Source organism: Dictyoglomus turgidum DSM 6724, from assembly GCF_000021645.1.
Taxonomy (GTDB): domain Bacteria; phylum Dictyoglomota; class Dictyoglomia; order Dictyoglomales; family Dictyoglomaceae; genus Dictyoglomus; species Dictyoglomus turgidum.
The window spans coordinates 1,223,313-1,235,847 of the sequence record NC_011661.1 but is presented as its reverse complement, the minus strand read 5'-3'; the positions used below and the strand labels follow the sequence as shown (position 1 = coordinate 1,235,847).

Sequence of the window (12,535 nt, the reverse complement as noted above, 5' to 3'; positions counted from 1 at the left end):
AAAAGTGCAAAGAATTAAATTTATTATTAGGGATAAAAAACTATACACAAGAGTTTTAATAACTATCTCAAGTATAATTTTTACAATTTTCATATTTAAGATACATTGGTTATATAACTTAGAACTAAGTTCTATTAATTTGAGATTCTCTCTCAGAGGAGAAAAGGAAATAACAGATCCCATAGTAATAATTGGTATAGATGATTCTTCAATTGAGGAGCTAGGCAACTTTCCTTGGGATAGAAAAATTTATAAGACTTTAATAGAAAAATTAGGTGAATACCCTAAGGTAATTGCCTTTGACTTATATTTTGATATCAAATCCAATAAGGATTCAGATAAGGTATTTTCTGAATTATTAAAAACCAATAACAGAATAATAATTGCTGCCTTTTATACTATAACCGATAATCCTAAGTTTGGTTCTATAAAGAGATTATTTCTTCCGTTAGACATTTTCTCAAGATACTCTAAGGTTGGACTTGTAAATCATGAGTACGACAATGATGGTTTTATTAGGCGTTTTTCATTAATTGAGAATGTGTTTGACAATAATTGGTATTCCTTTCCACTCTTAGTAAGTTGTGAGTTCTTAGATATAACCCCGGAGGAATATTTAAAAAATGTTGCAAATATTCTTAAGAAAGATAATAAAATATTAATCAATTACAGAGGAGGACCTTATTTATATCCTTACTTTTCTTTTGTGGATATAATTAACGGTAATTTTGACCCTATTGTTTTTAAAGATAAAATAGTCTTAATTGGGGCTACCACTGAAGCATTACATGATACCTATTTTGTTCCATTTTCCGGGTATGTTAGGAAAGGTAGCAGAGTCCGATTAGGCAAGATGCCTGGAGTAGAAATTCACGCAAACTCTATTGGTACATTACTTAAAAAAGATTTTATTCACCTATTAAATAGTGACGTTTTAACTTTTTTTATTTCCTTTATATTAAGTATATTTCCTCTATTTTTGCCAGTGAGTTTTGGTAATTTTTTAAGATTTTTCATCCTAACTCTTATGATAGCTTTATATTTCATCTTTACTAACATAACTTTTCTAAAACATAATATTCTCTTACCTTATTATATACCTCCAATAGGGGCCTCTGTCTCTTATCTCTCAAATCTCATATATGATCTTACTTCGGAAGAAAAAGAGAAAAGAAGAATAAGAGATCTATTTCAAAGATTTATTTCACCACGTATTATTGATGAATTACTCGAGTTAAACCATAAAACTGTCGTCTATTCAAGGAGAAGCAACATAAGTGTAATTTTTGCAGATATAAGAAATTTTACTTACTATTCTGATCTAAGGAAACCAGAAGAAATAGTAGAGATTTTAAATGAGTTCTTTGCTTTAGCGATAGAGGTTATTTTTAAATATGGAGGAACAGTAGATAAGTTTATGGGTGATGCAATTATGGCGATATTTGGAGCACCCATATATTATGGAGATTTTGTAGAGAGGGCAGTTTATTCCTCCTTAGAGATTCAGCGTAGATTGAAAGAATTACAAAAGAACTGGGAACTAAAAGGATATCCAAAATTTGAGGTAGGGATAGGAATAGCTACAGGAGAAGCTCTTGTAGGAATTGTTGGACCTTCTCAAAAGATAGAATATACTGCTATAGGAAGTACTGTTAATCTTGCATCTCGTCTTGAAAGTATAGCTAAAGGAGGAGAAATTCTTATCTGTGAAAATACATATGAGAGAATTAAGGATAAATTTATGATAGAAGATTTGGGTTATGTAAATATCAAAGGTAAAGAAAGACCTGTGCATATTTATAAAGTTACAGGAATTTTAAAAGATGAAGAGAAAGCTTAAATATTTTGAAAATAAAATTAAAGACTTGTCTTTACTTCTGAATATTAGTTCTAAAATTAATTCAAAATTAGATATTCATGAGTTGTTGGATCTTATTATGAGTTTGGTAAAGGAGAATTTAAATGTTGAAGCTTGTTCTCTCTTGCTATTGGATAGGAATAAAGAAGAACTATATTTTGAGGTGGCTTTAGGAGAAAAAGGTGAGGAGATAAAGAGATATTCCATAAAGGTAGGGGAGGGTATAGCTGGAAAAGTGGCAGAAACTGGAATACCAATTATTGAGAATAGGGTGGAAACTAATCCTTTATTTAACCCTAAATTTGATTTTTTGACTTCTTTTAAGACAAAAGCACTAATTTGTGTACCCTTAGTACATCAGGGTGAAATCATTGGAGTTATGGAAGTGATTAATAAGAAGGACAATAAGAAGTTTACTAAAAGCGATTTAAAACTTTTACAAGCAATTTCAAATCAGGCTTCTATAGCCATTAAAAATGCTTTGCTTTATCAAGATCTAAAAACTCTTTTCTTTGACACTATAGAGTCTCTTGTAAGTGCTATTGATGCAAAAGATCCATATACTCATGGCCATTCTAAGAGAGTTTCTGAAATTGCTATCTTGATAGCTAAAGAAATAGATAACTCTACCGATTTTATAGAAAAAGTCAGATTGTCAGGTTTATTGCATGATATCGGGAAAATTGGTATTGAGGAAAGTATACTTACCAAGAAAGGTAAGCTAACTCTTGAGGAAATAGAGATTATAAAAAAACATCCAACCATTGGTAAAAAAATTTTAGAGCCTATTGACCTTTTGAGGGAGATCCTTCCTGGAGTAGAAGAGCATCATGAAAAATATGATGGAAGTGGATATCCTAAAGGTTTAAAGGGAGAAAATATATCTCTTTTGGGCAGAATAATTTCAGTAGCAGATGTATTTGATGCTTTAACTTCTGATAGACCCTATAGAAAAGGATTAGATGTTCACTCAGCTTTATTAGAAATCAATAGTTTATCTGGAGTCCATTTTGACCCTTATATCGTAAACATTCTTAATAGCTTATATCAAAGGGGGAAACTATTTTGTTTTGGTTCTTAAGATTGTTTTTAGCTCATTTAATAGCCGATTTTCCCCTTCAGACTAATAAAATATTTGAATTTAAAAGATCTACTCCATACGGAATTCTGGCTCATACTGGAATTTATTTTCTTATTTCTGTGATTCTTTCTATTCCTTACCTGAGATATTTAGATGCAGTGATTTTTCTAATATTTTTGTTTTCTATTCATACTCTAATAGACGTTTCGAAGGTCAGAAATTTCTTATCAAAGGATGGTTTAAAAGAGTTTTTATTGGATCAGTTTAAGCATTTTTTATCTCTAATGCTGGTTTTTCTTTTACCTTCCGGAAACAGAGTACTATATTTAAGTCTACCAGAATCTCTTAGATTTATTGAGAGATTTTACAACAGCGATTATTACATATTACTTGGAATAGGTTATTTCTTTGTAAGCTTTGCTGGAACCATATTCTATTTCTATATAGTAAAAACTTTCGGGATTAAAAATTTTTTTGGTAAAGAAGGAATTTCAACAAAGTCTAAATATTTAGAAGTTTTATTTAGGTCGGTGATATTTTTTGTATATTATAAATTCTCTTTCTTTTATTCTTTAATTGTATTTTTAATGCTGCGAATCTTAGAAATTTTAGCCAATAAGAATTACAAAGGTGTGGGATCAATATTTCTAATTGTATTATATGACTTTGTTTTCATATTTTCTATGATTTATTTTCTAAATAACCTTTTAGGAACATAGTCATTTCTTCTAAATTTTCAAAGACAAAATCAGGTTTAATCTTACTTTTTTCCATATCCTCTCTTTTTGAGATTCCAGTAAGGACAAGAAAAGTCTTAATTTTTAATCTTTTTCCAAAGAGTATGTCTGTATCTAGTCTGTCTCCAACTATTCCAACCTCATGGCTTTTTAACCCCAATTTTGATAGAGCTATTTTTCCTATATATGGAGAAGGCTTACCAATTACAATGGGCTTTTTTTCCGAAGCCGCTGAAACAGCTGCCACAAGAGACCCTGCACCTGGATCTATGCGGTTTTCCATAGGGAATGTCTTATCAGGATTTGTGGCTATAAATTTAGCTCCATTCCTTATTAAGTAGTTGGCTTTTCTAAGCTTTTCAAAATTAAAGCTTCTATCAAGTCCTACAACTACAGCATCCACATAATCTGCGTCTTCTAAAACCTTCCAATTCACACTTATTATAGCTTTTTTAAGGGCTTCTTCTCCAATAACATATGCATTTCCAACATTTTTTAAACTTGATAGGTAAATAGCAGTAGCAATCCCAGAAGTTAAGATTTCTTCCTCTTTGGTCTCAATGTCCATGTTTCTTAATTTGTTCACATAATCCATAGGTAACTGAGTAGAGTTATTTGTGAGAAATAGAAACTTTATATTCACTTTTCTTAGAAACTCAATGAACTCTCTGCTATAGTGTAGAGAAGTATTTCCTTTATATATGGATCCATCTAAATCAATGAGAAGTCCCTTCAAACTCAAGACTAACTCCTCCCCATTCATATTTTTGTACTTTATTGTCAGTAAGCAACACAATACCTCCATCTTCAGTCATATCTATTACCTTGGCTTTTTGATTTTTATTTCTTATAAAAACTCCTTTTCCAATATAGGGAAATTTGTTTTTATAAAAGTTGAAGATTTCTTTCCAATTGTGAGGAAAACCATTTAGGTTTGTTTCTAATTTCTCAAGAACTTCTATAAGGACAATGTTTTTATCATAAGTGGTTATGTAATCTCTAAGAGAGAAGGCTTTTAAATCTTTAATATCATTAGGATCTACCAACAAATTTATTCCAACTCCTACTATTATATATTTCAATTCTTTTTCATAAATGCTCTCTATTAGTATTCCTGCAACCTTCTTACCGTTATATTCAATGTCGTTAGGCCATTTAAAATTTAACTCAATATCTTTTAAGAACTTTTCCAAAACTTCCAAAACTGATACTCCTATAATTATCCCTAAAAAGCTGCTCTGAATTAATAGGTCTTTGGACCTTAGTATTATGGAAAACCATAATCCACCTTTTGGAGAATACCATTTTCTTTCAAATCTTCCTCTACCTTGAGTTTGCTCTTCTGCCACTATAACTGTTCCATGAGGATACCCTTTTTCAGCGAGTATGTGGGCAATGTCCATAGTAGAGGTTAGTTTATCTAAATAAATAATTAACCTCATAGAGCTTTGAGATACAAGGATATTATTTTGTCATAGATCTCCTCTAAAGGGGATTCGGAATTATCAATAAAATATCCATGATTAGGAAATCTTAAAGGAGCAATATCTCTATTCATGTCTTGTTTATCTCTTTCAATTATATATTTTTTAATTCTCTCAATATCCCTTTCACTTAGATCCCTTGCTCTTCTTTGGGCTCTTATATCTATATTTGCATTGACAAAAAGCTTTAAATTTGCATTAGGGAAAACTACTGTACCACTATCTCTTCCTTCAAGAACAAGTCCTTTTTTTACTTTTCTCAAAAACTCTCTTTGATAAGAAGTCAGAAATTCTCTTACTCTTGGCATTCTACCTACTATGGAGGCGTATTTTCCTATTTCTTCTGTTCTTATCATAGATGTAATTTCTCTATCAGAGATGTAGACTCTGAATATTTTGTCTTCAAAATTAAATTTTATAGGATTTTGATAGAGAAATCCTATAATTTCCTCTTCAGTAGAAAGATTTTTCTCTTTGGTAATAAGTCCTACTGCTCTGTATAGAGCTCCACTATCAATATAATCAAATTTGAGTTTTTCAGCTATAAATTTTGCTATTGTAGTCTTACCCGAGCCAGCGGTTCCATCTATGGTTATAATCTTTATATTGTTTTCCTCCTTTTTAATCTTATCCTCTATTGCTTGTAAGTCTTTTTGAATTTGTCTCTTAAGTGCCTCAATGGAATCAAATTTTTGATCCGGTCTTATGTAATCTTCTAAAGCTATTTCAATTTCTTCTCCATATAAGTAATCGCTAAAGTCTATTATGTAGGCTTCTACTCTTAATTCTTTCCCATGGAAAGTTGGTCTTTTACCTATATAGATTGCTGCATTATAAATATTCTTTTTTATTTTTACTTTTCCCTTGTATATACCAGCCTTTGGTATTAACTTCTCTTTATTATATTTTACATTCACTGTTGGAAATCCTATTTTAGACCCTAAGTTATCTCCCTTTTCTACAACACCATTAATAAAGTATTTATATCCCAAAAGATCATTAGCCATATTTATCTCTCCGTTGAGAAGCAGGTTTCTAATATGACTACTTGAGATAATATCTGAGTTTCCCTTTTCTAAGGGAACAATTTTTACATTAAAATTATATTTTTCTCCGAGACTTAACAAAGTGTTAATATTTCCCATTCGATCCTTTCCGAAAAAGAAATTACTTCCTACACATATACATGAAATGGGAATAGTATTTAAAAGTACTTTAATAAAATCTTCTGAAGATAAATTTTTAATCTCTTTGCTAAAAGGCAGAATAATAGAATAGTCGACTCCTTTTAAAGATAAAAGGTTTATTTTCTCATCATAGGTTAACAAAAAGGAAGAAATTTTTTTAAGGTTTTGAGAAAAGGCATTTTCAAAGGTAATTACTCCAGAGTTGAATCCATTTAATAAAGCATTATTAACCAACTCATCTACAATAGAAGAGTGTCCTAAGTGTAAGCCATCAAAAACTCCTATGGTTATAACAAATTTTTCTTTGGCTTCTAATTTATTTAATTTGACTTTCTTGATATATTTTGAGAGTTCCATTTTTAAGGGAATACCTTCTCAGGTTTTATTGTATTTCCTATTACTTTACCTACTGCTATGAACCTATTTTGAGCATTGATCAGAGAGACATACTCTCCATCTTGGAAAAGTCTTGATTCTATGCTATTTCCATTTAATATCTTTTTTTCTTCATCTTTAGAAGTCTGATAAACCGGGAAACTTAATACTTCTATAGGGGATAGTAATAAATTATTTATCTCCGTCTCCTTTAATTTACTATAAGAAACACTTTGATTTACTGATAAGTGTCCTATTTGAGTTCGTACTAAAAAGGATACTAACGCTTTTATGTTTAGCTTCTTGCCTATATCGTTTACAAGGCTTCTTATATAAGTTCCTGATGAGACTTTAAATTCAATTAACGCTTTGTTCATACTTTTATTAAAATCAAGAATTTTGGATTCATATATTATAACCCTTCTTTTAGGAAGATTTATGGATATGTTTTTTCTTGCCAAGTTGTAAGCTCTTTCTCCGTCAATATGGATGGCAGAGTAGGGAGGAGGAGTTTGTTCTATTTCTCCTATGAAATATTTTAAGACATCTTCTAACTCTCTTAAATCAATTTGTTTTTTTTCCTTTTCATAAAAAAAACTATAGGCTTCCCTATCATAAGTGTCACTAGAAACTCCAAACAAAATTTCCACTATATAAGTCTTGGGAAGTCTTAAAATATATTCCTCTAATCTTACATATTTTCCCAATCCTATTATTAATAGTCCACATGCCCTGGGATCTAATGTTCCCATGTGTCCTACTTTTTTCTCTTTAAAAAGTCTTTTTACTTTTTTTACTACATCAAAAGAAGTTATTCCCGGTGGCTTATTTATGAGTATAAACCCATTCATCGGAGTTTATATATGAGTCTATTTTTTTTATAAAATCGTCGTAGGAATTCATCTGAGTTTTGTCTATTTGGAAACCTGCTGCTTCTTTATGTCCTCCTCCACCAAATTTGAGAGCTAACCTACTTACATCTATGCTATCTTTCTTTGATCTTAGACTAACTTTTATTTTTTCTTTATTATAAGGATAAAAAAGAACTACTAAATCGGCTTCCTTTAAAGTTCTTAGAAGGTCAATTATGCCTTCTATATCCTCTTGAGAGGCACCATTAACCTTCATATCTTCTTCTTCAATAAAACTCCATCCTATGTTCCTGTATAATTGCAGTCTTAACAGAGCAATTCCCATTAATTTTAATGAAGCCATCTTTCTTTTTTCATAAATTTCTTTTGAGATTTTTGAAATATTAGCCCCTTTTTTTACGAGATCACTTGCTATTTTTAAAGACTTATAATTAGTATTAGAAAATTTAAAACTGCCAGTATCTGTTATTAATCCAGTAAGGATACATTCGGCAACATTTATGGAAATTTCATATCCTAATTTTTTAATAATATCAGAGATTATTTCAGTTACTGAAGCTGCTTTAGGGTTAACAATATTTATATTTCCAAAATTACTATTTGTTGGATGATGGTCTATGTTTATAAGGACTTTTACCTTTTCTGATATATCAAATTCTTCAGTAATTCTATTTTTGTCACTGGAGTCAAAAACTATTCCCACCTCATATTTTCTATCTATCTCTTTCACAATTTTTACCTCTTTTTTTAATAAAAACTCGTAAAAATAGGGAACAACCCCCGTCATATAAATTGTCGGATTTTTATTCAATTCTTCTAAAAAGTAGTAAAAGGCAAGAACTGATCCTATAGCATCTCCATCAGGATTTTGGTGAGTAAATAAAATAAAATCCTGATTCTCTTCAATTACTGTTTTTAACACCCTTAATGTCTTATTCCGAATATTCTTCATCTTCAAGTCCTAATTCTTTTAGTTTTCTCAAAATCCTATCACCTTTTTCAAGAGAATCGTCAAGTTCAAAGAATATCTCAGGAACAAATCTTATTCTTAAATCTTTTCCAAGCTCACTCCTTATAAAACCTTTTGCACTTTCTAAACCTTTCATGGTTTGTTTTTTTTCCTCTTCAGACCCATAGACACTTACGTATATATGAGCATATCTCAAATCCTTGCTCATTTTTACTCCTGTTATAACTAAAAAAGAAGAAATTCTTGGATCTTTTACTCTTCTAAGTAAAATCTCACTTACTTCTTGTCGTATTAGAGCACTTAATCTTTCTTGCCTTTGTCTCATTTCAATCACTCCCTGTTTCATAAGATGTCAATTTCGTAATCTATTAGTTCAGCCTCTTTTTGTTCCTCTATTAATTTTATTATCTCCGACATTACTTCATATATATGTTTTGATTCTGTAGAAACCATACTTATTCCAAGGACTAATTCATTCCATATCTCTTGAGAATCTACCTCTGCAATAGAAACATTAAATTTTGCTCTAACTCTATCCACAATACTTCTTTTGACCTTTCTTTTTTCCTTAAGCGAGAAGCTATCGGGTATGGATATGATGACTCTACAAACACCTATCAACATTTCTATTGAGTTTGTTGTAGAACATAAACTTCTAATATATCTCCAGGTTTAATATCACCAAAGTTTTCTAACCCAACCCCACATTCAAAGTTAGTTAATACCTCATTCACATCATCTTTAAATCTCTTAAGCGAAGCAATTCTTCCATCATATATTATTTTTCCATCTCTTATCAACCTAACCTTAGCATTTCTCTGGATTTTACCTTCTCTTACATAAACTCCTGCTACGGTTCCTACTTTTGGTACATTAAAGGTTGCTTTGACTTCGCCTTTTCCAATTATTACTTCTTTAATTTGGGGTTCTTTAAGACCTTTAATATAATTCTGGAGATCTTCAATTATCTCATAAATTATTCTATAGGTTTTAGCTATGACTTTCTCTTTAGCTATTGCCTGTTGAGCTTTTGAGTCAGGTCTAACATTGAAACCTATTATTATCCCTTTTGAGGCTGAAGCAAGCATTACATCACTTTCTGTTATTCCGCCGACGCCTGAATGTATCACCTTTATGGTAATATCCTCTGTATGCATCTTATCAATAGTTTGCAATATTGCCTCTAAAGAACCTTGAGTATCCGCTTTAACAATAATAGGCAAAATTTTCTCTCCAAGTCCCCAAACTTCAATATTGGAAGTTTCTTTCTTTTGTTTTCTCTCCTCAAGAATTGCCTTTGCAACTTCTTCATTTTCTACAACTTCTAATATATCACCTGCTTGGGGCAATTCATCAAAACCTGAGACTTCTACTGGCCAGGAAGGAAGAGCTTCTTTTAGTGGTCTACCTTTATCATCAAACATAGTTCTTACTCTTCCCATTACATTTCCAGCTACAAATACATCCCTCAATCGGAGAGTTCCTTCTTGAATTATCACTGTAGCAACAGGACCTCTACCTTTATCCATTTTCGTTTCTATTATTGCTCCTTTTGCAGGTTTATCTGGATCTGCTTTTAGCTCTAATATATCTGAAAGTAGTAATATCATCTCTAAAAGCTGGTCTATTCCTTGCTTTCTCTTAGCAGAAATGGGAACCATTATAGTATCTCCACCCCATTCTTCAGGTATTAGTCCGTATTCTGATAATTGCTGCTTTACTCTTTCAGGATTTGCCTCTGGCTTATCTATCTTATTTATAGCAACAATTATAGGTACATTTGCCGCTTTAGCATGATTAATAGCTTCAATTGTTTGAGGCATAACCCCATCATCAGCAGCAACTACAAGAACTGCTATATCTGTAACTTGAGCTCCACGAGCTCTTAAAGCAGTAAAAGCTTCATGTCCTGGTGTATCAAGGAAGACTATTTTTCTTCCATTATGTTCTACCATTGATGCACCTATATGCTGCGTTATTCCTCCATACTCTTTTTCTGCTACTTTTGTTTGTCTTATTGCATCAAGCAGTGTAGTTTTACCATGGTCTACGTGTCCCATTACTACTACCACAGGAGGACGTGATTTTAATCTTGCTTCTTCTTCGGGAGAAAGGATTTTCTTCTTTAAACTTACTTGTGGTTTTACTTCCTCAACTTTATAATCATGCTTCTTTGCTAATTCTTTTATGATATCTGGGTCGAGCATTTGATTTACATTGGCCAAAATTTTCATATTTAAAAGTTCCATTATAAGCTCCGTAGGAGATATAGAAAGAGCTTCTGCTAAGTCTTTTACCCTCATACTACCTTGTATTTTTAGAACTTTTTCCTTCTTCTCCTCTTTTGGTAGTTCTATAACTTCTACAGTTTCTTCTTGAACTTTTCTTTCTTCCTTTTCCACGGGGGGAGTTTCTGGTTTCTCGGCTTTTTCCTCTGTAATTTCGGTTTTTCCTAAAACAAGTTCTTTTACAATTTCTTCCACCTCTTCATCAATAACATTTAATGCTGACTTCACATTGACTCCTAAATCTGCTAATATCTTCAATAAGTCCTTATTATCAATTCCTAATTCTTTGCTTAATTCATATATTCTCTTTTTCATACTACCATCTCCCCCCGTTTTGTGATTTCTCTTTCTAATTCTTCTCTGATTCTTTCTAGATCTTCTTTAGAAATTTCGCACTTTAATGCGTGCGAAAAAGCTCTCTTTTTAATAGCAAGCTCAAGACATTCTATCTTTGGACATATATATGCTCCTCTACCCGAAGCTTTTCCTGTCGGATCATAAAAAATAGAATTATTTTCTCCACGAACTATCCTCAAGAGTTCCCTTTTAGGCTTTTTTTCTCCACATCCTATACACGTTCTTAAAGGAATATGTTTACCTTTACTCACTCTTCTCTACCACCTTTTCTTTTTCTTCCTTCTCTTTTGCATATTGTTCTGGAGTTCTTACATCAATTCTCCAAGATGTTAGTTTAACAGCTAACCTTACATTTTGTCCATCTTTCCCTATAGCAAGAGAAAATTGATCGGGAGGAACTATCACAATAGCTTTATGTTCGTCTTCTCTTATCTCTACGGAAAGGGGTTTTGCAGGACTAAGACTTCTTGCAACAAATTCTGCAGGATCTTTACTCCATAGCACAATATCTATCTTTTCTCCATTTAGCTCATTAATAATATTCTGAATTCTAACCCCTTTATACCCTACGCATGCTCCAATTGGATCAACTTCTGGAAGATGAGAATAAACTGCAACTTTAGACCTCATTCCAGGCTCTCTAGCTATGCTTACAATTTCTACTGTACCCTCCCTAATTTCTGGAACTTCTAATTCAAAGAGTCTTTTTAGAAATCCAGGATGACTTCTGGAAAGGATTACTAACGGATCTTTTGTGGTTTTTCTTACTTCCAAAAGGTATGCTCTAAGTCTTCTTCCAATCCAGTATTCTTCCCCTGGAATTTGCTCTTTTACAGGAAGGATTGCCTCAATGTCAGGAAAACGTACATATACATTTCCCTTTTCTACTCTTACCACTGTGCCATTAACTAGTTCTCCTTCTTTTGCTTTATATTTTTCATAAAGAATTTTTCTTTCAGCCTCTTTGAGGCTTTGCATTATAACTTGTTTTGCCACTTGAACCGCTATTCTACCAAATTCTTGTGGTTCTATCTCTATTTCTATTTCATCTCCAATTTTAGCATCGGGCTTTAAACTTTTAGCTTCTTCAAGGCTTATTTCTGAAATATTGTCATTAACCTTCTCAACTATCTTTTTAACCACATAAATATTTATTTCTTGTTTATTAAAATTAATCTCTACCCTTGCTCCTTTACTGGTACCATATGCCTTCTTAAAAGCAGAGAGCAAAGCCTTTCTTAAAGCTTCTAAAACCACATTTTTATCGAGTTTTTTTTCTGTAATTATTTGCTCTAATACAACCCAAAAATCTTCTCCTAACTTCAT

General features: G+C 31.7%; 13 protein-coding genes. 3 read left to right on the top strand and 10 right to left on the bottom strand.

Annotated features, from left to right (window positions below):
* The first annotated feature begins 4 nt into the window (after nt 1-4).
* The 3 genes from DTUR_RS06260 to DTUR_RS06250 are packed head-to-tail and all read left to right on the top strand — an operon-like array spanning nt 5 to nt 3,658.
* A complete protein-coding gene (locus tag DTUR_RS06260; protein WP_012583579.1) occupies nt 5-1,840 on the top strand; it encodes a CHASE2 domain-containing protein in 1,836 nt (611 codons plus the stop codon).
* On the top strand, nt 1,824-2,939 hold the full coding sequence (locus tag DTUR_RS06255; RefSeq protein ID WP_012583578.1) for an HD-GYP domain-containing protein: 1,116 nt from the start codon (nt 1,824-1,826) through the stop codon (nt 2,937-2,939). The genes DTUR_RS06260 and DTUR_RS06255 overlap by 17 nt, the downstream gene beginning before the upstream one ends.
* Nucleotides 2,924-3,658: a DUF3307 domain-containing protein gene (locus DTUR_RS06250; protein WP_012583577.1), complete on the top strand. Its 735-nt coding sequence runs from the start codon at nt 2,924-2,926 to the stop codon at nt 3,656-3,658. The genes DTUR_RS06255 and DTUR_RS06250 overlap by 16 nt, the downstream gene beginning before the upstream one ends.
* On the opposite strand, the gene DTUR_RS06245 is transcribed toward DTUR_RS06250, so the two are convergent.
* From DTUR_RS06245 to nusA, 10 genes are read right to left on the bottom strand one after another with little or no spacing between them, the layout of a single operon-like run.
* On the bottom strand, nt 3,621-4,418 hold the full coding sequence (locus tag DTUR_RS06245; protein ID WP_012583576.1) for an HAD-IIA family hydrolase: 798 nt from the start codon (nt 4,416-4,418) through the stop codon (nt 3,621-3,623). The genes DTUR_RS06250 and DTUR_RS06245 overlap by 38 nt on opposite strands.
* Nucleotides 4,393-5,118, bottom strand: a complete 726-nt coding sequence (locus DTUR_RS06240; RefSeq protein ID WP_012583575.1) for a biotin--[acetyl-CoA-carboxylase] ligase — start codon at nt 5,116-5,118, stop codon at nt 4,393-4,395. Before DTUR_RS06240 ends, DTUR_RS06245 begins: the two co-directional genes overlap by 26 nt.
* Nucleotides 5,115-6,704: a bifunctional riboflavin kinase/FAD synthetase gene (locus tag DTUR_RS06235; RefSeq protein WP_012583574.1), complete on the bottom strand. Its 1,590-nt coding sequence runs from the start codon at nt 6,702-6,704 to the stop codon at nt 5,115-5,117. Before DTUR_RS06235 ends, DTUR_RS06240 begins: the two co-directional genes overlap by 4 nt.
* Before the next feature lie 2 nt (nt 6,705-6,706).
* Entirely contained in the window at nt 6,707-7,573 is an 867-nt protein-coding gene (gene truB, locus DTUR_RS06230) for a tRNA pseudouridine(55) synthase TruB (protein ID WP_012583573.1), read from the bottom strand.
* A complete protein-coding gene (locus DTUR_RS06225; protein ID WP_012583572.1) occupies nt 7,548-8,546 on the bottom strand; it encodes a DHH family phosphoesterase in 999 nt (332 codons plus the stop codon). Before DTUR_RS06225 ends, truB begins: the two co-directional genes overlap by 26 nt.
* On the bottom strand, nt 8,527-8,889 hold the full coding sequence (rbfA, locus tag DTUR_RS06220; RefSeq protein ID WP_164931015.1) for a 30S ribosome-binding factor RbfA: 363 nt from the start codon (nt 8,887-8,889) through the stop codon (nt 8,527-8,529). Before rbfA ends, DTUR_RS06225 begins: the two co-directional genes overlap by 20 nt.
* Before the next feature lie 17 nt (nt 8,890-8,906).
* Complete coding sequence (locus DTUR_RS06215; protein WP_012583570.1) at nt 8,907-9,188, bottom strand: DUF503 domain-containing protein; 282 nt, start codon at nt 9,186-9,188, stop codon at nt 8,907-8,909.
* A 2-nt stretch (nt 9,189-9,190) separates the two neighbouring features.
* Nucleotides 9,191-11,167: a translation initiation factor IF-2 gene (gene infB, locus DTUR_RS06210; protein ID WP_012583569.1), complete on the bottom strand. Its 1,977-nt coding sequence runs from the start codon at nt 11,165-11,167 to the stop codon at nt 9,191-9,193.
* Nucleotides 11,164-11,460 (bottom strand): RNase P modulator RnpM, encoded by a 297-nt coding sequence (gene rnpM / locus DTUR_RS06205; RefSeq protein WP_012583568.1) that lies wholly within the window; start codon nt 11,458-11,460, stop codon nt 11,164-11,166. Before rnpM ends, infB begins: the two co-directional genes overlap by 4 nt.
* A complete protein-coding gene (gene nusA, locus DTUR_RS06200) occupies nt 11,453-12,535 on the bottom strand; it encodes a transcription termination factor NusA (protein WP_012583567.1) in 1,083 nt (360 codons plus the stop codon). Before nusA ends, rnpM begins: the two co-directional genes overlap by 8 nt.

Coding starts and splice junctions, on each gene's coding strand:
- DTUR_RS06215 (WP_012583570.1), bottom strand. CDS start 9,188: ATGTTGATAGGTGTTTGTAGAGTCATCATATCCATACCCGATAGCTTC.
- nusA (WP_012583567.1), bottom strand. CDS start 12,535: ATGAAGTTAGGAGAAGATTTTTGGGTTGTATTAGAGCAAATAATTACA.
- rbfA (WP_164931015.1), bottom strand. CDS start 8,889: ATGAGACAAAGGCAAGAAAGATTAAGTGCTCTAATACGACAAGAAGTA.
- infB (WP_012583569.1), bottom strand. CDS start 11,167: ATGAAAAAGAGAATATATGAATTAAGCAAAGAATTAGGAATTGATAAT.
- DTUR_RS06240 (WP_012583575.1), bottom strand. CDS start 5,118: ATGAGGTTAATTATTTATTTAGATAAACTAACCTCTACTATGGACATT.
- DTUR_RS06225 (WP_012583572.1), bottom strand. CDS start 8,546: ATGAAGAATATTCGGAATAAGACATTAAGGGTGTTAAAAACAGTAATT.
- DTUR_RS06235 (WP_012583574.1), bottom strand. CDS start 6,704: ATGGAACTCTCAAAATATATCAAGAAAGTCAAATTAAATAAATTAGAA.
- truB (WP_012583573.1), bottom strand. CDS start 7,573: ATGAATGGGTTTATACTCATAAATAAGCCACCGGGAATAACTTCTTTT.
- DTUR_RS06255 (WP_012583578.1), top strand. CDS start 1,824: ATGAAGAGAAAGCTTAAATATTTTGAAAATAAAATTAAAGACTTGTCT.